The 16,784-nt window shown below is 40.6% G+C and carries 23 protein-coding genes, 1 pseudogene and 1 CRISPR repeat array; of the genes and pseudogenes, 9 read left to right on the top strand and 15 right to left on the bottom strand.

Annotation, left to right across the window (positions count from 1 at the left end; translation table 11 throughout):
• Nucleotides 1–49 precede the first annotated feature (49 nt).
• Both GTQ43_RS37410 and GTQ43_RS37415 read right to left on the bottom strand, forming a co-directional pair.
• Nucleotides 50–1,030, bottom strand: a complete 981-nt coding sequence (locus GTQ43_RS37410; protein WP_265277736.1) for a ParB/RepB/Spo0J family partition protein — start codon at nucleotides 1,028–1,030, stop codon at nucleotides 50–52.
• Complete coding sequence (locus tag GTQ43_RS37415; RefSeq protein WP_265277737.1) at nucleotides 1,027–1,794, bottom strand: ParA family protein; 768 nt, start codon at nucleotides 1,792–1,794, stop codon at nucleotides 1,027–1,029. Before GTQ43_RS37415 ends, GTQ43_RS37410 begins: the two co-directional genes overlap by 4 nt.
• Before the next feature lie 498 nt (nucleotides 1,795–2,292).
• Between GTQ43_RS37415 and GTQ43_RS37420 the strand changes: the two genes are divergently transcribed.
• Both GTQ43_RS37420 and GTQ43_RS37425 read left to right on the top strand, forming a co-directional pair.
• On the top strand, nucleotides 2,293–3,435 hold the full coding sequence (locus GTQ43_RS37420) for a tetratricopeptide repeat protein (protein ID WP_265277738.1): 1,143 nt from the start codon (nucleotides 2,293–2,295) through the stop codon (nucleotides 3,433–3,435).
• Nucleotides 3,436–3,689: 254 nt separating this feature from the next.
• Nucleotides 3,690–4,112, top strand: a complete 423-nt coding sequence (locus tag GTQ43_RS37425) for a two-component system response regulator (RefSeq protein WP_265277739.1) — start codon at nucleotides 3,690–3,692, stop codon at nucleotides 4,110–4,112.
• Nucleotides 4,113–4,515: 403 nt separating this feature from the next.
• On the opposite strand, the gene GTQ43_RS37430 is transcribed toward GTQ43_RS37425, so the two are convergent.
• The 3 genes from GTQ43_RS37430 to GTQ43_RS37440 form a co-directional block, all read right to left on the bottom strand.
• Nucleotides 4,516–4,719 (bottom strand): hypothetical protein, encoded by a 204-nt coding sequence (locus GTQ43_RS37430; protein ID WP_265277629.1) that lies wholly within the window; start codon nucleotides 4,717–4,719, stop codon nucleotides 4,516–4,518.
• A 355-nt stretch (nucleotides 4,720–5,074) separates the two neighbouring features.
• On the bottom strand, nucleotides 5,075–6,538 hold the full coding sequence (locus GTQ43_RS37435; protein ID WP_265276946.1) for an ISLre2 family transposase: 1,464 nt from the start codon (nucleotides 6,536–6,538) through the stop codon (nucleotides 5,075–5,077).
• A 446-nt stretch (nucleotides 6,539–6,984) separates the two neighbouring features.
• Entirely contained in the window at nucleotides 6,985–7,278 is a 294-nt protein-coding gene (locus tag GTQ43_RS37440; protein WP_265277740.1) for a hypothetical protein, read from the bottom strand.
• 198 nt (nucleotides 7,279–7,476) lie between these two features.
• Here GTQ43_RS37440 and GTQ43_RS37445 point away from each other — a divergent pair, with 198 nt between their 5' ends.
• From GTQ43_RS37445 to GTQ43_RS41975, 3 genes are all read left to right on the top strand, one after another.
• Nucleotides 7,477–7,938, top strand: a complete 462-nt coding sequence (locus tag GTQ43_RS37445; RefSeq protein ID WP_265277741.1) for a hypothetical protein — start codon at nucleotides 7,477–7,479, stop codon at nucleotides 7,936–7,938.
• Nucleotides 7,935–8,330, top strand: a complete 396-nt coding sequence (locus GTQ43_RS37450) for a hypothetical protein (RefSeq protein ID WP_265277632.1) — start codon at nucleotides 7,935–7,937, stop codon at nucleotides 8,328–8,330. Before GTQ43_RS37445 ends, GTQ43_RS37450 begins: the two co-directional genes overlap by 4 nt.
• A 94-nt stretch (nucleotides 8,331–8,424) precedes the next feature.
• Complete coding sequence (locus tag GTQ43_RS41975; RefSeq protein WP_414859187.1) at nucleotides 8,425–8,571, top strand: hypothetical protein; 147 nt, start codon at nucleotides 8,425–8,427, stop codon at nucleotides 8,569–8,571.
• 38 nt (nucleotides 8,572–8,609) lie between these two features.
• Nucleotides 8,610–9,453: direct repeats of the CRISPR family, unit length 35 nt; unit sequence GTTTCCATTAATTCAACTTCCGAAGAAGTTTAAAG.
• Between the two features lie 33 nt (nucleotides 9,454–9,486).
• Here GTQ43_RS41975 and GTQ43_RS37455 read toward each other — a convergent pair.
• Both GTQ43_RS37455 and GTQ43_RS37460 read right to left on the bottom strand, forming a co-directional pair.
• Nucleotides 9,487–9,627, bottom strand: coding sequence for a hypothetical protein (locus GTQ43_RS37455; protein ID WP_265274468.1), 141 nt, complete (start codon nucleotides 9,625–9,627; stop codon nucleotides 9,487–9,489).
• A gap of 29 nt (nucleotides 9,628–9,656) precedes the next feature.
• A complete protein-coding gene (locus tag GTQ43_RS37460) occupies nucleotides 9,657–9,779 on the bottom strand; it encodes a hypothetical protein (RefSeq protein ID WP_265277742.1) in 123 nt (40 codons plus the stop codon).
• A 245-nt stretch (nucleotides 9,780–10,024) separates the two neighbouring features.
• Between GTQ43_RS37460 and GTQ43_RS37465 the strand changes: the two genes are divergently transcribed.
• A complete protein-coding gene (locus tag GTQ43_RS37465; protein WP_265277633.1) occupies nucleotides 10,025–10,423 on the top strand; it encodes a hypothetical protein in 399 nt (132 codons plus the stop codon).
• Between the two features lie 79 nt (nucleotides 10,424–10,502).
• Here GTQ43_RS37465 and GTQ43_RS37470 read toward each other — a convergent pair whose 3' ends face one another.
• The 3 genes from GTQ43_RS37470 to GTQ43_RS37480 form a co-directional block, all read right to left on the bottom strand.
• On the bottom strand, nucleotides 10,503–10,736 hold the full coding sequence (locus tag GTQ43_RS37470) for a DUF5348 domain-containing protein (RefSeq protein ID WP_265277634.1): 234 nt from the start codon (nucleotides 10,734–10,736) through the stop codon (nucleotides 10,503–10,505).
• 382 nt (nucleotides 10,737–11,118) lie between these two features.
• On the bottom strand, nucleotides 11,119–11,787 hold the full coding sequence (locus GTQ43_RS37475) for a BRO family protein (protein WP_265277743.1): 669 nt from the start codon (nucleotides 11,785–11,787) through the stop codon (nucleotides 11,119–11,121).
• A gap of 82 nt (nucleotides 11,788–11,869) precedes the next feature.
• A complete protein-coding gene (locus tag GTQ43_RS37480) occupies nucleotides 11,870–12,175 on the bottom strand; it encodes a hypothetical protein (protein WP_265277638.1) in 306 nt (101 codons plus the stop codon).
• Between the two features lie 163 nt (nucleotides 12,176–12,338).
• Here GTQ43_RS37480 and GTQ43_RS37485 point away from each other — a divergent pair, with 163 nt between their 5' ends.
• Nucleotides 12,339–12,545, top strand: coding sequence for a ribbon-helix-helix domain-containing protein (locus GTQ43_RS37485; protein WP_265277639.1), 207 nt, complete (start codon nucleotides 12,339–12,341; stop codon nucleotides 12,543–12,545).
• Nucleotides 12,538–12,729, top strand: coding sequence for a hypothetical protein (locus GTQ43_RS37490; RefSeq protein WP_265277744.1), 192 nt, complete (start codon nucleotides 12,538–12,540; stop codon nucleotides 12,727–12,729). The genes GTQ43_RS37485 and GTQ43_RS37490 overlap by 8 nt, the downstream gene beginning before the upstream one ends.
• A gap of 4 nt (nucleotides 12,730–12,733) precedes the next feature.
• On the opposite strand, the gene GTQ43_RS37495 is transcribed toward GTQ43_RS37490, so the two are convergent.
• From GTQ43_RS37495 to GTQ43_RS37515, 4 genes are all read right to left on the bottom strand, one after another.
• Nucleotides 12,734–12,946 (bottom strand): hypothetical protein, encoded by a 213-nt coding sequence (locus tag GTQ43_RS37495; protein WP_265277640.1) that lies wholly within the window; start codon nucleotides 12,944–12,946, stop codon nucleotides 12,734–12,736.
• 380 nt (nucleotides 12,947–13,326) lie between these two features.
• The gene (locus GTQ43_RS37505) at nucleotides 13,327–14,112 is read right to left on the bottom strand and encodes a GIY-YIG nuclease family protein (protein WP_265277745.1); all 786 of its coding nucleotides are present in this window, start codon (nucleotides 14,110–14,112) and stop codon (nucleotides 13,327–13,329) included.
• Nucleotides 14,103–14,270 (bottom strand): hypothetical protein, encoded by a 168-nt coding sequence (locus GTQ43_RS37510; protein WP_265277643.1) that lies wholly within the window; start codon nucleotides 14,268–14,270, stop codon nucleotides 14,103–14,105. Before GTQ43_RS37510 ends, GTQ43_RS37505 begins: the two co-directional genes overlap by 10 nt.
• A 39-nt stretch (nucleotides 14,271–14,309) precedes the next feature.
• Nucleotides 14,310–15,395 carry a tyrosine-type recombinase/integrase gene (locus GTQ43_RS37515; RefSeq protein ID WP_265277746.1) on the bottom strand — a complete coding sequence of 362 codons (1,086 nt, stop codon included), beginning with the start codon at nucleotides 15,393–15,395 and terminating at the stop codon, nucleotides 14,310–14,312.
• A gap of 285 nt (nucleotides 15,396–15,680) precedes the next feature.
• On the opposite strand from GTQ43_RS37515, the gene GTQ43_RS37520 reads away from it, so the two are divergent.
• Entirely contained in the window at nucleotides 15,681–16,280 is a 600-nt protein-coding gene (locus GTQ43_RS37520; protein WP_265277647.1) for a hypothetical protein, read from the top strand.
• A gap of 167 nt (nucleotides 16,281–16,447) precedes the next feature.
• On the opposite strand, the pseudogene GTQ43_RS37525 reads toward GTQ43_RS37520, so the two are convergent.
• Nucleotides 16,448–16,606, bottom strand: a pseudogene (locus GTQ43_RS37525) (IS4 family transposase); the annotation flags it as partial.
• Nucleotides 16,607–16,784: the final 178 nt, after the last annotated feature.

Here is a 16,784-nt window from a genome sequence, read left to right on the forward strand (position 1 = left end):
CAATACTCTCCTTTTTTTTTGCATAAATCTGCTCAAATTAATGCCCAAATTATTTGACTTCGCTATCAGTATTCATTAATGCTTCCAACTGAGCTAACAACTTTTCTACTTTGGATTTTTTCTTTGGGTCGTCCCATATTTTCGCTTTCTTGAAGCGTTGGAAGGTATCATCAACGCGGTCTTTTATAGATTTTGATTCTGTTTGAGATGACGAATTTGATTTAGACTGCTGCTCTATTTCTTGAATCTTGCGCTTGATTTCGTTCAATGAGAAATTATAGGCGATCGCATCTAAGAGCAGTTGTTTTCGGGTTGACTCATTTTGGACTCGTGCGATCGCCTTTGCCTTGGTATATTCGATTTGCCCAGAACGCAGTACTTCTAGCACATCTAGGGGTAAATTGAGTAGTGGTAGGCGATTTTTGACAAAAGATTGCCAACTCATCTGTCCCAAAGACGCAAATAATTCTTCAATTATCTTGGTTTGGGGTTGAGACATAACGTTATGTCTCAGTTCGGAATTTTCATCATAGCGATCGCAAACGTTTCTCATCCGGTTGAGATGACTAATTACTTCATCTCGTGTCATCTCTAACCGCAACACCAACAATTCCAGGATACCTTCAGTTTCTTCTAGGGGGTTAAGGTCTTCGCGTTGCAGGTTTTCAACGAGGCGCACTTGGTATGCTGTCGCATCGTCCATAACCCTTGAAATAATGAGAACCTCAGTTAATGCTGCCATTGATGCGGCTCTATAGCGTCGTTCCCCTGCGACTAATTCATAATCCCCACCAGGGAGCGGACGCACCAACAGAGGTTCGAGGATACCTAGCTCTTTAATTGAGCGTGATAGTTCTTCAAGCTTTTTAGGGTCGAAGTAGCGCCGGGGCTGTGAGGGAGGTAGTTTAATTAAGTTGATGGCAACAGTATTTGGTGAATTAGCAGTACTTTGGGTTTGGTTAAAGCTTTCACCTAGTAGGGCAGCTACACCTTTTAACTGGCTGGTATAGGGTTGTTCTTTTTTGCTCACTGTAGTTTTTCTAAACTGAGGGCGATTTTTTTTAGTACAGCGACGGCAGGATGTTTGGGATTATATAGTGCTAAGGGTATACGTGCCTCACTTGCATCAGCAAAGGCAATAGATTTAGGAATGGGTTCGTAAACTGTGGCCAGGGGTGAAAGTTGTTCTGTAATAGCTTTCATGGTTCTGCTTTCTTGGGCAGTACGTGCATCATACATTGTGGGGATGAAGCCAGCAATTGTAAGTGTTTTATTAGCACCTTTGCGGAGTGTAGCTACAGTTCTTAATAGTAAGTCAGTTCCTTGAAAAGATTTAAATTGGCACTGAATAGGTACTAAGACATGGGTTGCTGCTACTAAGCTAATCACACTGAGAATGCCTAAAGATGGCGGACAATCTATCAAAATAAAATCATAGTTGTCTAGGATGGGGGCAAGTGCATTTTTTAGGCGCATTTCCCGCATCAAGGCGGCAACCAGTTCTAGTTCAGCAGCACTTAAGTTGATGTTGGCTGGCACCAAACCCATGCTGTGAATAAGTTCAGGGTGAATTGGTAATGGTTCTTCCCCCACCACTGCTTCATAGACAGTTTTGGCGGTAATGTCCGGTTCTAGCCCCATAAATGTAGTGAGTGACGCTTGGGGGTCAAGGTCTATCAGAAGAACGCGGTTTTTCTTTTTTTGAGCAAGGTGATAGCCCAAGTTCATAGTTAAACTTGTCTTTCCTACTCCCCCTGATTGATTAAATAGCGCAATAATACGGGTTTTGCTCACAAGTGATAAATTACAGTTGTAATTAAAATGCCTCTAATACAGGCAGATTGTAGCGCTAGGGCGAGGGTAATACAACTGGGGACAGTGAAAAATTTGGAGTGCGTTAGCATTTGTTGGGAAGACATTCGTTCAAGATATGCGAAATCACCCAATTAGCAGTTGTATAGTTTAGTTATGCCTTGACGGTTGCTATAAAATTGTCTGTTACAAACCATGAGCAATAACAAGAAACCTGAAAATTTTTTGGGGACGGCTATCGCAGAGGTGCTTTCGGTAATAGCGATTCCTTCACCTGACGGAGTAGTAGGAAGCGATCGCGCTTTTTAACTTGTCTAACGTTAACTGTTTCGTAGAGGTGATACAGATGTGGGAATGTTGCAAGTGCCGAAGTGGTACTAAGTGTCAGAATCGATAAGATAAAAAATGCTAGATTCCTCAGAAAGAATCATCTACAAATTTTTTTAATATCCATCGGATCATAATTAGGAAAATAGCACTGTGTCTTTAGAAATTCAAGCAGATCAAGATAAAGTTTGGTTTAACTTGGGTCTTGAACTTTTAAACAAAAGATGTTTTGACGACGCTCTCGAAGCTTTTGAGCAAGCCAATGAACTAAAACCTGGCAATTATCAAGTCTGGGTTAATCAGGGTTTGACGTTGTTAAATTTGGGACGCTTTGATGAGGCTCTGGCTGCTTGCGATCAAGCGCTGGTATTCCAGCCGAACTCTCATGAAGCTTGGTGCAATCGAGGTATTGCTTTAAGGGTTTTAGGACGTAACTTGGAAGCGCTCGAAGCGTTTGATCAAGCCTTGAAACTCATACCTGATTTGCATGAAGCTTGGGAAAACCGAGGTATTACGTTATTAACTTTAGAGCGTTTTGAAGAGGCGCTTGCTAATCTCGACAATGCTGTTAGATTAAAATCTGATGACTCTGACGCTTGGTATTTTCGCAGCATTGCTTTATTAAATTTAGAACGCTATGAAGATGCTCTTGCTAGCACCGAGCAATCCCTGAAACTTAAAGGCGACTTGAGCGCAGCCTGGGAGAATCGGGGGTGTGCTTTGGATAATTTGGGGCGCTATGATGAAGCAATAGCTTCTTACGATCAAGCGATTGAATTTCAAAGAGATAACTCTAATGCTTGGTATAACCGAGGTATTGTATTGATGACATTGGAACGCTTTGAAGAGGCGATCGCTTCCAACGAGCGTGCAATTGAATTCCAGCATGATTTTCCCCAAGCTTGGTGTAACCTGGGTATTGCTTTAATGGATTTGGAGCGATTTGAAGAAGCGCTGACTAGCTTCGACCGCTCCCTTGAATTTCAAAGAGATTTACCCCAAGCTTGGTATAACCGAGCCAATACACTGTTAACTCTCAAACGCTTTGAAGAGGCGATCGCCAGCTATGATAAATGTAACGAAATCTGTCCAGACGACTCCGCGACTTTTTATGGTAAGGCTTGCTGTTATGCCCAATTGCTTAATATAAAGCAAGCAATCTTTAACCTACAACAAGCTATCAATATGAGTCCTAACCAATACCAAGATATGGCGAAAAATGACTCAGATTTTGATAATATTCGTTCAGATGAACAATTTCAGGCGTTAATCACTCCTGGTTCGCTCATTTTATAGCCGGTTAGAAAAAAGACGGAACGGAAAAATAGAGGTTACAGCGTTTGTACCAGATGGCGAACCGTGATTGTCGGCGCTTTACGATGGTCGCTCCGCGAACCGCCGCAGGCATCGCCAGCGTTGTGAATTAATCTTGGGTATTGCTTCACCGCTTGTCACCATCCAAAAATCTGATTTCTCCCAAACCCTTATTCTTACGTTATTTATCAATTTCTCTAACTTCAAAAAAAAGGGCGAACTTCGAGTAATAAATTATGACTTCTCATAATATTCTGGTTATTGAAGATTCCAAAGATATGAAATGGTTGTTTGAGGGCTTTTTTAATTTACTGCCTGCACACCACTTTGAGATGTACATTTATAATGGACGTGATGCTTTAAAATTCGTCAAATCTCACAGAGTTAGCATCATCTTGATTGATTTTCCAGTTCTGGGTGCTTGGGAGTTTTTTGAGTACGTTCAAGCTCATCCGACATTAAGATTTGTTCCCCTTGTAGTTATGTCGGGGGCAAAAAAACATTTTATCGATGAATTTCCAAAGCCTTTTGAATATTTTGAAAATTGTAAAAAACCATTTAGACCAGTAGAACTTAAACAGGCAGTCCGTTCCGCGATTAACAAAGCAAAATTGCACTATCTGCAAGAAAAAAGCCACATCCTTGGTGATATTAGTTAGACAAGCACGGATTCCTCATTTTGCAGACTTGGTGTATTCTATGCCTGAAAGCATTCTATCTCCATTGATGCTCCCACGGCGATGACGCAAAAAACCCCGGTGTTAAGTACCGAGGTGACAAGTCTGAATGACGATGAGATATAGCGATACAGAAGTCTAAAAATCTTAGCTAACACCAAAGGCAACCAAAACAATAGCAGAACAAAAAGGCGATGCCAACGTATGTAAACTACGTACTGGGTCGCCTTTTCCTCTAAGAAACTGATCTCTTCCCCCACCACTCTGATTCAGCCTGTGGTTCTGGTGCTTAAGCACCACACTTAAGCACTAGCTGAACATCAAAAGGCGATCGCATCCCCAAACCGCGTAGGCGCAGCCCGTCGTAGACATCGCCATGCATCCTCTAAGAAAAATTACTACTTCTTACCTGTTCCAGAAAGTTAGGCAATGAGGACTTCAAAGAACTATCTACCGCAATTTCCCTGTTTTTCACCTTGTGAAAGATGATTTTGGTTGTTTCAACAGCCTCATCAAATGAGCAATCAAGCTGTTCTTGAACAATAAAGACTAACTTGGTTGCATTATCTAAAAGTTCATCACTATACATCTGGTTTTTCCTCTAGTTGAGTGCTTTAGCGATATCCTCTAAGAATGACATTCATCACCATTTTCGTCTTGCGGTGGTGGCTGAAGAATATTACTAAACGCTGGGGGAGCAATGCGATTTTGTGAGGTCTGGTCAAAAACCAGCGATCGCTAAAAATTATATTTAAGTACAAGGTGATTTTATTTGCAAATACAATACTGACTTACACAAAAATTCATCTTGATGAGATATCTCAAAAAGATTGCTAGCAAGTCATTTGACGATTATTTCTGAAAATATCTGCAATCAGCCTTTTATACTTAGTATCAATTATGCTAAAAAATAAATTAAAGACAAGACTAAAGTATAAAATTTATCAAGCAGTTTGGGATTTGATAAAGGAATTAAAGATAGAACCACAAAAATTATCCCAACTTCCAGCTATCCATTGACAACGCAGATGTAAGATAATTTCTGCATTTTCTTTCAACCAAAATTTACTGTTACCCTTGATTCTTAAGTTGACAACTTGACGGATTAAACTCTCAATTGCCCCACTACCTATTGGTAGTTTTTGGTCTAGTATCTTAGCGTAATTTAAACGCCTTTCACGATAAGCACGTAAAAGATAATTTCTCTGTACTACCATCGTTTTACAACGTTCTCCCGTAGCTTCAAAGATAAATTCATCCATCTGCCTAATTATGGTCATTGCATTACTTTTTTTTAAAGTTCTCCGTGCTTTTTTAAACCAATTATTCCGCTCTTTATCATCATTAAAAGCTACATCAGCAAATTTATGTAGTCGCTCAGTAACATGGTAAAAATCAAATAATTGATAAGTGGCATTGGGAGATTTCAATTTCTTTAAAAGGGGAGGGATATGTTTCCAAATCCATCCAGCACCGTCAGCAATTAATAAAACTTGTTTTGCTTGACTAATTCCTAAACTAATCAGATGCATTTCTAATATTGGTAAAAATCCCTTATAATCTTCATACGTACCATCGTTGATAATAGGGATGTCCTTAGTTTTTACTTTTTTTCCCTGTTCATCAACCACATAAATTGTTACTAATTTTGGCTCAACCCATTCTCCTATAAAGCCATGCTTGTTTGTTTTGGGATTTTTTCTACCTTTTTTATTAATCCTAATTCTACTCCTGCCACCATCTACAGCAATTACAACTCTCTGGTCTTTAAGTATATTTCCATCAAGTAATTTACCTTGCTGCAAGTTAGATATTTTAGCTTGACGTAAATCAATGCCAATTTGGCCAAATTTATATGTTAATCGCTCAATCCGTTTTAAACTAATATTAATTCCCCAACTGATGAGAATTGTATGTGAAGCTTCAAAGGAACTAGCAATCGCGCCATATTGAGCTATAGTTGTCCAAACAGCAGGGGTCAAACCTTCTGACAAACCCAACCATTTTAAAAAGGGACAACATCCTTGATTGTAAATTTTACTTTTGGTCTTTGCTTTTGACTTTTTTCTTACCATATATGGTAGTTTTAGAGTAACTAAAACATTCCCAACTGTTAATATCTGCCATTTTCTATAACCGTGTCTTTGCGTCTTGCCATCCTCACAATTTCTTGTTTGAATAATCGCAGTTTGATTAGCTAACTGAGATTGGGAAAGATTATACAACAAGATGGCAATACATTGACCAGCTAAAATAAGTGCAACTTCTCTAATCTTTTCTTCTCTCTGTTTAAAAATTTGCCCATTCCATTCATTGATATTCGTCAATTCTAAAGATTTTATAACTTCCAAAGAAAAATCTGATAATGATTTACTTAAATCTAACGTTGCATATATATTTTTTTCCATTAAGGTAGATAATCCTTATCACAAAACTATTGCTACTTGAGAATCTTACCTTTTTTTATTGTCAGAAAAAGAAACTGAAAACTCGTTGTGAATCAGATCATCATTATTACAGTATAAATACTATTTATTCGGTATAAATATATTTCAATCACTGAAAAAAGGATTTAGCGATCGCACCTTTTTTGGCTGACCTCACAAAATCGCATTGCTCCCAAACGCTGGTAATAAATTCTCGCTGATTTTTGGCGGTTCAATTGGCTCAAACAGATTTTGTGACGGTTGAGGCTGAGTCTCTTGTTCTGGCATTTTTTTAAATATTGTAATTAGTTTGATGGCGATCGCTCCCTACTACAAGCGATCGCCTTTATCCTCTAAGAAAAATTGTTAGTTGAGAGCAGCAGCGACACCGAATAGCCCGTCGTAGACATCGCCTTTCCTCTAAGAAACTAGCCCTCATCCCCTGGCTTATACTCTAGCCCTTCACCTTCACCGGGGATTGTTTTTTGAGCAGTGTTATTAAGAATTTGCTCCCACATTTCATCAAAGGTAATACCCCGCTTTTTGGCTAAGTACTCAACTCGCTCTTTGATTAACTTATCTCGCTCCTGAAGCTTGGCACATAGCAGGGATTGAGCTTGCACAACCTTAGTACGACCGTTTACCCATGCGTCCACAGTCAGCACATCATTGTAATATTCCCCCAAACCGGGGATAGCTAACCTTTCATCCTTTCTGGGCATTTCGTCCTTTCTGGGAAATATCTCTACTGCATCCATATTGCTACCTAAGCGCTGCTATTGTGCCAAATCTGCCCCAGAATTGGCACAAAAAAGGTTTATTCAAATAGCTTATACCGTATTTGACCCGAATGCGGTACAAATTCGCCCACATTTGATAGTATCAAGAGTACACAAGATATATTTAAATCCAAGTCAAAAATGAATTTTCGTCAAGTTATTGCCATAGGAACAAGCCTTGTTCTATCTGGAACTGCTTTGCCAACGCGCCCAGTTAACGCGAATCCTGCGGTACTTGCACCTGCCGCTTTTTGTGCAGGCACGGCTGGGGTAGGATGTGTGCTGGTTGGGGTTGCTATTATAGGTGGCACGGTTTACTATGTCTGGCAATCCAGGGATGGGAAGCATTATGCAGCAGACGCAAATGGACAGATCAACAATTCTGAGAGATTGGTTGGTACAGCGAAGCCTTTGCAGAGTACAGCTATTTCTGGGATAGAGGCAGCAAAACTAGGAGATGCTCACTGGGCTAATACTGTCACCGACTGTTACAAGATTGGTAAAAGAATAGGTAAAAATCTAAAAAGACATCAGCTTGCGGTTGGTGGTGGATACTGGTGTATTTTCCCTGGAGAACAAACAAGTTTTGGAGATAACAGATGAACTTGCAAGAATTAAAACAGTTCAATGAGTTAAAAGGTGACACACTCTTGACATCCATCCTGACTTTTCCTAGCTTCAATGCACCAGGATATGAACTTACGGGTGGAATGGAGGTTTGTGTCGGAGTCAATGATGCCATTGCTGAGATTGAACCGATAGTGTGGACTGCTGGTTACAAAAACAACCCCCTGCATGAATGGAAGCTGGTTAGCTACGAGGTGTTTGTACCTCAAAAGATGGTTTTAGTTGCTCCTGACAATATGCAATCGTGTGAAACTACAGCAGTACATAATGCTGCCATATTCTGTTATTACAGTCCGATAAAACCAGAAGTCATTAACCAGTTGATTCAACAAAATCAACCTTGGGTTTTAGACAAGAGTAATACTTAAAATTCTCTTGCTGCGCTCAATAGATACAATTGGCAATTCCTCACTTATCCCTCCAGTGATGTCAGTTTTAGGCTGACAGGCTGGGGGGATATGTTTGTCACTGCGCCGCTGCTTGCCATTCATCGTTTACTACTACAAACATTGGATTCAAAGAGCAGGGATTGAAAATCATCAAGCTGCTAGAAAGGCTTGGGAATTAAGGATTAAGTTTTGGTTGCTATCAACTTCCGAAGAAGTTTAAAGAATTTACGCTGCAACTTTGTGAGCAGCAAACTGAAAGTTTCCATTAGTTCAACTTCCGAAGAAGTTTAAAGTCGTTATACCAGCTTTGTTAGTAAGTCTTACAATTGTTTCCATTAGTTCAACTTCCGAAGAAGTTTAAAGTGTTTACTAGCAGGATGGACTTGCAGCTGCAATAAAGTTTCCATTAGTTCAACTTCCGAAGAAGTTTAAAGTTAAATCGTTCTGTAGATGGTAAATACTGTCCATTTGAGTTTCCATTAGTTCAACTTCCGAAGAAGTTTAAAGTGTAGTAACTAATCTTACTGCAACAGACGGGATGAAGTTTCCATTAATTCAACTTCCGAAGAAGTTTAAAGATTTTCACTTCCGGGAGGATTGCAAATTCCAGTTAACGTGTTTCCATTAATTCAACTTCCGAAGAAGTTTAAAGTTAGTCCAGTCTTGTTTTTGATACTGTGGGAAATAGCTAAAGTTTCCATTAATTCAACTTCCGAAGAAGTTTAAAGTGAAAAACCTCCTGAAAAGGAGACACCTCCGGCACAAGGTTTCCATTAATTCAACTTCCGAAGAAGTTTAAAGAAGAAGAGTTTTTGCCACAAATATATCGCAAAACAAACTCTGGTTTCCATTAATTCAACTTCCGAAGAAGTTTAAAGTTTTTTCCAATTGCGATTATAATTTTCGCTTGGAGAACAACACCATCGTTTCCATTAATTCAACTTCCGAAGAAGTTTAAAGAAAAATACAATGATATTCCTCATATAAACGGTTCGTTTCCATTAATTCAACTTCCGAAGAAGTTTAAAGTTCTTCTTTAAAAGACCGCGTCAGCTACTGGAACTCAAGTTTCCATTAATTCAACTTCCGAAGAAGTTTAAAGGGTAGTCGCTGAAAGCCTTACCCAGTGCTAAGTCTACAGCACTTTTTTGTGGGATGCAAATTTTCCGCCGAATAATTGATAATTCTTGTCAATAAACTGATCGTTGAGAGGCATCAAACCCATATATAGAGAGCGATTTGTGGGATAGAACGAGAGAATAAGGGTTTCAGGCATTATGTCTATCCCACAAATGGTATACTAGGCTACAGTTTCCAAGTCATTGGACGATAGACTTCAACCTCACCAGTCAAACAAGCAATATATTCGCGCACCTGCAATTCTATACAAGGACGATACGCTGCACTTTCCTCGCTTGAAAATCGCATCGCCCCTACTCCTTACTCTTTCCTAGCTTGAAAATGATTTAAGCGATCGCTCCTTCCCTGAGTAGTGGTGAGCGAAAGGGGAAAAGCCTAAACTTTCCTCGCTTGAAAATAGAGAAGCGTAGTTTACCGCCGCAGGCATCGCCCCTCATCCTCTAAGAAAATGGAGGAGCGATGCCTACGGCGGGCTGTGCTTACGCACATACCTTATAAAGGTATAATATAAAAACTGCAAGGACTTAAAACCGATGCAAACACTACCACTAGAGCTTGAGCTAGCAGTATCTCAAATTGCTGCACAGCACTATCCACACAGGCGGTTCAAGCTAATTTATAAAATTGAAAACAATTGTATTGATATCGAATTCCAAGGATACTATACAGAAAATTTTTTTGACTCATGCAGCCGACCATCAAATCCAATTCATGATTTTTATCGTGATAAAACGGCAGATTTCAAAGTTGGTTATGGATATGGTCAACTGTCAATATCTGGATGGTGGCGAGGAGCGATATTAACTTTTGATTACAATTCTAAATCTTGGAGCAATGAAGATGGAGAAGAAATTGCTTGTCCCTATCCAGATGGTGAACAATTCGAGAGAATTGCAGCAGAGCTTTATCCTTTATTACAGCAGCATTACTAGCAAAGGATTGAGGGCGATCGCTCAAGCACTGATAGGAATTTTTTCCTCTAAGAATATTGCACATTCATAGGGCGATCGCTTAAGAAAAACGACACACCACACTGTTAATGCAATCTTCTATAACATTTTCGCCTTCTGCATTGAAAACAATTAAATACCAGTTAAGGTTTCCCTGTTCTCTGTAGCACTCACAACGAGCAGTAAACCATTTTTCTGATATCAAAACTTCCAGACAATCACCCGCATGGATAGGTTTATCCATTAAATAAAGGCGGCTTCCACTGCTTTCTTGCCGTAGCTCTAGCTGTTCCACACACAATACCTCCTCATTCTCCAAGAATATTGTACAAAGCAGAGCGATGCCCTTCTCTACGAGACGCTACGCGAACGGCGCAGGCTCAGGGTAAGACCTACGGCGGTAAACTACGCCCCCTCATCCAACAATCCTCGCTTGTATACTGAGTGCGAATCATCCCAAGAGCAGTACGATGGCGGATTACTTATCAAAACATTATTTTATGGACAAAATGGAGGGTCATTCTTCTTTACAGGTCAGCAAGTCACTGCTAGATAAGATGACAAGTTAACTTACAAGTTAACTTAATATATAGCGTTATTAGTGCGATCGCTTCTTTATTTTCAAGCGAGGAAATGATGAGCGATCGCACTCTTGGCGATCGCACCACACCCCCAACTTACTCGTAGTTCCTAAGTCTGCGGACATCCCAAGGCAATGAGCGCTGGCTTTGCCTCAAAATAGATTGATAAGCTTCTGGCGATAACCAGGAACCGTCCTCTAGTTGCTGGTAGTCTTCTGGTATTTGTTCTGGTGGAGTAGAAGCTGGTAGCGTCCAGGGGCGTTTGGGTTTGGCAGATGGTAAGGCATCAAGACGCTGCTCGATTTGTTCGAGACGTTGATTGATGGGAGTCAGTGCTTGTTCAACGGCGGCGGTTATAGTAGCGATTAATACCTCTGGGTTCCCAAAACTAGAACCAATTTCTGCCTCTCTAGTCTTAAGAGCGAAATAGGTTTGAGCGGCGGCAATTTCTGCTTTTCGCGGGTCGCCGTTCATGGCTGTAAGGTAGCAAGCATAGCGCGATAATTTGTAATCAGATTGCCTAGAACCTCCTCCCTGTTGACGTTCCACCAGATTACCAGCGTTGGTAAAGTGGTTTTTTATGTCGTAGCCTGAGTTTTGGCAAGCAAGTTTTGCCCGTTCAATTGTTTCTTCAAACCTTTGCCATCGAGAGTACCCCAGTAGTGGCTGAAGCTGGCGTGCTAACCAATACTCATTACCATCAGCATCGACAAGTCTAATTTGGTCAAATGGACTTGCACCCTCAGTAAAAGCGATCAAATTCATAAAATCCTCAATGATTAATCTTGATGTGGTAAGTAAGAGGTACGCCCATAAAGCGCACCTCAGTAGGGAATGGGAAAAATTGTTATGCAGCGCTGACTACAAGCAACCCACTTAGGGCAATAATCACCAGCTGCGCTTGTTCTTTCGTCTCGCACCGGGGGCGTAATTCCAAATTGCACGGCTGCGCCACCCACAAGCCATCTGAGTCTGCACGGTAGAAAGTGCCCAGCAGCCTCATACCAGACCACACTCGGTAAAGAGTACCGAAATTAGCATCATCCACAGAATCAATCTCAAACTCTGGTGCTACATCCTCTGCTTGCTCTTCGACATACTGCTCTAACTCAAGTTCTCGCGCAACTTGAGCATCCACTATTATTGGATTCATAGTTTGACCTTTTAAATCGGGTTACAACTTGGGCGATCGCAACTTCTTGGCGGGAGAGCGATCGCCTTTGTTATGCACTTTATTGTAGTGTGTAGGTATGTATATATGTACTTATGCAGTCTAATAGATTTGTAAAGTGTTGAGGTGTTGATGTGTGTAGCTAATGCCAAGACCAAAACGAGCGCAAAAAGATAAATACGGCGAGACGAAGCAGCGATATCAAATCATGTTGACTGAAACTGCATCGCTAGAGTTAGATGCAATATCTGAGGAGTTGGGCATAACCCGAAGTGAATTAATTGAGAAAGCAATTCGCCAAGGGTTATTTAGACAAGTCAAACTAGAACCATCAGAAATGACTGATGACTAAAACCACAGTTCATTTAGTTGTCAACATCAATGGTTGTACAATAGTTGTGTTTTATACTGATGCCCATTGCTGGCAATTCCGGGTAATTAGTCCTGATGGTGGGGTGTTTGGGGAACGTAAGATTTATTACTCGGCTGAAGCTGCACAGAAGGCGGGGCGGGAGTGGATAGGTAAGGGGAGTTGAAGCTTTACTCAACTTCAGTTTCTTCATCACCTTGCACGGTAAGAAGAACTGATTCCAGACGATAACCAGCCTCACGCATATAATATCCAGCCGCGCCAATATCTTCAAAAACGTCATCAAATTGAGGATGAGTTTGTGGAAAAATCTTTCTTAGGCGATCGCCCAGTCGCTCTAGTTCTTGTTGAATTGTGATTAGTTCTTGAGTATCATCATCCATACTTACCTACCACAACGATAACTGCCCCGGTGAAACATTAGACTTACCACCTCTATGGTATAAAAGATGACATGCACTACAGAGAGCTATCAGGTTGCCTCTGTGGTTATTGGCTGGATTTCTGTCCCAGTGGTGTACCTGTAGGGTGTACACTCTGCGTTTTGAGCGTGTCAAATCTGATATTTTTTCACCAGGGGGTATGCAGTGTAACCCACACTTTTGACAACACCACTGAGCTTGTTGCTTAACTGAAGTGGCAATTTCTGACCAATTATCTGGGTAAAGCAAGTGGCTAACCTTCATCGTCAGTTCAAGTTCTGGGAGCTTCTAGAATTTTAATACTTTTTTAGTGTAAAAATAAACCATAAACTATATGCACATTAAGCATTCTGCTGTAAGCACTTGATGTCACGGTGGCGATATTTGAGATAATCTAAATTTGTCAGGCATTTTTTACCTTCAGAATTAGTAAAGATATATTCATCTTCAATTGGTAATTCATTGAATACATCTAAATATTTAAAGGCTTTTACTTGTACCCCAAGCAGTTCGGTAACACCTACATACTGTTCACGGATGCTTGAATGTTCTTCTAAGTATAATATGATATTCGCTACTTCAATAAACTCAAATCTGTAGTTGAAAAAACTATAAGCTATTACCGAACTGGATTGATAAATTTCCTTGTTTTTTCCACAGTATGATCTATATAAGCCCCAAGCATTTTTTACTTGGGGGGAATGTCTTTTTTTCATGGATTGAAATAATATGCTTGTATCATTGATATTGATTAGTATAACTATGCAGTGAATACCACCATTATCTTCATACCTGCCAGCAACTACAGAACGAACCACAGGAAACAAGAATGTGGGATTATTTAATACTTTTAGTAAACGTTTGATTTCCCGTTCAACTTGTGGCTGTTTAGGCAAATATTTTTTGACTTTACAAGCATTGAGTTCCGGCTGAAGCAGTTGAATATAATACTTCTCTTTTTCAGTTAATAAATCAACTGCAAGTTTTTGCCAATAGATTCTGTAAGAGCGTTTTTTATTGGAGCGAATCAATTGTGGATAGCGATGATGCGTTTTTCCCGCCCAACGAGCTTTAATATTAGTAGCTTGCCCAACATACCAAACACAGTCACTTGCATCTACAACCACATAGATTCCCGAACATGATGGTAGACAATACCGTTCGGTAAATGCAACGCTTGACCAATCTTTCCATTCCATGCAGCTTGACCAGGAATCCCTTCATTCTTAGGATTCCCACTTTCGACAGAAGATGCGATGCCCTTCACCCCATCACTCATCATCATCGGGCAAATACAACCCACTACTATCAGTGGGTCTTTTAATCAAAACCTCGGCAACACTGTACCCGTGCCTGCGTCTTTTTTTGTGCGGACATAAGCCTTGGTTGTATCGGTTTTACTATGCCCCAACTGGTTTTGCACCTCAAAAACATTTTTATGCTCGACTGCTCTTGTCGCGTGAGAATGCCGCAACCAGTGACATGAAAACTTCACCTTTGCAGTTTCAGATATATCCTGAATCAACCTTTTTATTGCCCGATCGCTCAATGGCAACCCCCGCTTTTTTGGGTCAGGCGACATATTTGCAAACACGGGCATCTTATCACTAGCCATCCCCCGATACTTTTTGAAAACAAGCGAAGTCTGATGGTCTAACCCAATCTCGCGGTACTTGCCACCTTTGCCTCGGAACTTAATCGTATAGTATCCCCGATTTCTATCCTCTGGTGTCGGGTCGGGATACCACTGGAAATTATGCCAATATAACCCCGGATAATCTTCCTTGGGTTGGCCCGGTTCATCACCCGGAACCGTCACGCGACCCACTTCACCAACCCGCATCCCACTATAAAAAAGCAAATTAAACACCAACCAGTGCTTACCCCCCAACTGCACAGCAGCATTAGCTAGCTTCTTCATCTCCCAATCTTCTAGATACCGCTCAGATTTAGGTAAATTACTGAAATTGTCGTAATTTATCGTACTTGCAATATTCCTTAAAAAATAGCCAATACTCTCACCACTCCCGTAACTCCAGAGCGATCGCAGCATCAGCACTTGGTTAGATTTAGTATAAGGGGAAACCTCACCCCAACTAGCAATAAATTCTAGTAACAATGGTTGCTGGATTAATCTTAAATCAGGTATACCTTGATGACGTACCCAATCGAGCAATTTTTGACCAAATCGGTAGTATTTTCGTTTGGTTTGTTCGCGGTTTTGACTGCCAGCCCAAACCAAAATTAGCTCAGAATCATTATTTACCGAAGGTGTGCGGTAATAGTATTGGCGAATTACCTCCTCTACCAATTCCGGGGTTACTTGCTGTGAAGTATTTGGCGCTACAACCTTTATAGGATTGGCAGGAAGAATTTCTACAGAGCTAACCTCAATATTAGTAACATCCATTGGGGAAATAAGGATTACGCGACCATAAACATATAACTTCCTGGAAGTGAGGTTTCAGGAAGCTTTTATATTCTACGACAACGCAGTGGATATACTGTCCGCGCTCCGCGTCAATAATTCCAAGAGCCTGCACAAAAGTAGCAAGATCCCGAACGGGGTGAAAGACCCAAAACACGGTGGACGATTCTCGAACGGATTTGTACCTGAGCATCCAATTCCTGATATGTTGATAGCAATGCTATCTACTTGATATCGATAGCTGTTGCTATCAATTGCGATATCACTATGCCTAACGAGAACAAACCCAGCGAGATGATCCGCGTCCCCACTCCCCTGATTCCAGCAGTTAGGGAGTTATCCCGGCTGCACCGACAAGGACGAACAAACGAGGTGCTTCACTCTTTAGATGATTTGATAGCAGCGTTAGATAATGGCAGGGGTAGTCCCCACAATCACCTCTCCCAAAACATATCGACGATTTGCTCTCGTCTGGATAATCTAGAATTACGTTTGTCGGATGATATTAGTAGCGATGCATCCAGTAACCAGCATCTCGCCGATTTAGAACAAAAAATCGACTCTATAAATAATCGGCTAGCACAATTTGCCGAGGTAATTATGCAGCTTCAAAGTAATATTAATAATCAACCAAGGCGGGGTAAGTCATACTACGGCAATTCTTATAATCAAGGGCAACCTGTTAAGTTTCAGCCAATTACAGAAGAAAGTTTGGCTTCAAGGTTGGGGGTAACTCCAGAAACTATTCGTAAGGAAAGAGAAAGTCAACCCGCGCCGCTTTTTTTCGCATGGTCTAAGCGCAAGGATACTTCTGGTATTGGCTGGGAATTTAATCAGAAAACGGGATTGTATCATCCAATTACTTGAACCTGACAGCGATGATTATTTTAATAAAGCTATGCTATAAGTAAGTCTGCGGGAATAAACCAAACTATGTTACGCAATGTAAATATGGTTGAAACCCTTACCAATGACCAATGACAAAGGACAAATGACAGACCTCGCCAGTTGTCTTTAATTGCGCCGACCTACTTAGCTCTTTTTTGATACATTACACTAATCACTAGTAATTTTTTTATTTTCCAATTAGTTCTATCAACTGCTAAATATATTGACTGATTTGCTTGAAAAGTTTGAGCTAACCATTGTTGAATTATCGGAAACCACAGTTTTTGTATATTCAGTATTGGTAAAGATGGGATTTGGTTATTTTTTTCGCTGCTGTTAATTAAGTCGTTACTTTTCTGCTAAGAAATTCGATTTAGAAAAGTGTGCCATCACAGATCCATGCCAGTTCCACGAATGAGCCATTGCAGATTCATTACAGTGACAATGTTGATCCAATAAAGATCCATTTGTACGACATACGTA

Origin of the sequence: Nostoc sp. KVJ3 (assembly GCF_026127265.1) — a bacterium.
Classification (GTDB): domain Bacteria; phylum Cyanobacteriota; class Cyanobacteriia; order Cyanobacteriales; family Nostocaceae; genus Nostoc.

Excerpts from the sequence above, each read along its gene's own strand:
- GTQ43_RS37425 (WP_265277739.1), top strand. The coding sequence starts at position 3,690 with ATGACTTCTCATAATATTCTGGTTATTGAAGATTCCAAAGATATGAAA.
- GTQ43_RS37430 (WP_265277629.1), bottom strand. The coding sequence starts at position 4,719 with ATGTATAGTGATGAACTTTTAGATAATGCAACCAAGTTAGTCTTTATT.
- GTQ43_RS37435 (WP_265276946.1), bottom strand. The coding sequence starts at position 6,538 with ATGGAAAAAAATATATATGCAACGTTAGATTTAAGTAAATCATTATCA.
- GTQ43_RS37440 (WP_265277740.1), bottom strand. The coding sequence starts at position 7,278 with ATGCCCAGAAAGGATGAAAGGTTAGCTATCCCCGGTTTGGGGGAATAT.
- GTQ43_RS37445 (WP_265277741.1), top strand. The coding sequence starts at position 7,477 with ATGAATTTTCGTCAAGTTATTGCCATAGGAACAAGCCTTGTTCTATCT.
- GTQ43_RS37450 (WP_265277632.1), top strand. The coding sequence starts at position 7,935 with ATGAACTTGCAAGAATTAAAACAGTTCAATGAGTTAAAAGGTGACACA.
- GTQ43_RS37455 (WP_265274468.1), bottom strand. The coding sequence starts at position 9,627 with ATGCCTGAAACCCTTATTCTCTCGTTCTATCCCACAAATCGCTCTCTA.
- GTQ43_RS37460 (WP_265277742.1), bottom strand. The coding sequence starts at position 9,779 with ATGCGATTTTCAAGCGAGGAAAGTGCAGCGTATCGTCCTTGTATAGAA.
- GTQ43_RS37465 (WP_265277633.1), top strand. The coding sequence starts at position 10,025 with ATGCAAACACTACCACTAGAGCTTGAGCTAGCAGTATCTCAAATTGCT.
- GTQ43_RS37475 (WP_265277743.1), bottom strand. The coding sequence starts at position 11,787 with ATGAATTTGATCGCTTTTACTGAGGGTGCAAGTCCATTTGACCAAATT.
- GTQ43_RS37480 (WP_265277638.1), bottom strand. The coding sequence starts at position 12,175 with ATGAATCCAATAATAGTGGATGCTCAAGTTGCGCGAGAACTTGAGTTA.
- GTQ43_RS37485 (WP_265277639.1), top strand. The coding sequence starts at position 12,339 with ATGCCAAGACCAAAACGAGCGCAAAAAGATAAATACGGCGAGACGAAG.
- GTQ43_RS37490 (WP_265277744.1), top strand. The coding sequence starts at position 12,538 with ATGACTAAAACCACAGTTCATTTAGTTGTCAACATCAATGGTTGTACA.
- GTQ43_RS37495 (WP_265277640.1), bottom strand. The coding sequence starts at position 12,946 with ATGGATGATGATACTCAAGAACTAATCACAATTCAACAAGAACTAGAG.
- GTQ43_RS37510 (WP_265277643.1), bottom strand. The coding sequence starts at position 14,270 with ATGATGATGAGTGATGGGGTGAAGGGCATCGCATCTTCTGTCGAAAGT.
- GTQ43_RS37515 (WP_265277746.1), bottom strand. The coding sequence starts at position 15,395 with ATGGATGTTACTAATATTGAGGTTAGCTCTGTAGAAATTCTTCCTGCC.
- GTQ43_RS37520 (WP_265277647.1), top strand. The coding sequence starts at position 15,681 with ATGCCTAACGAGAACAAACCCAGCGAGATGATCCGCGTCCCCACTCCC.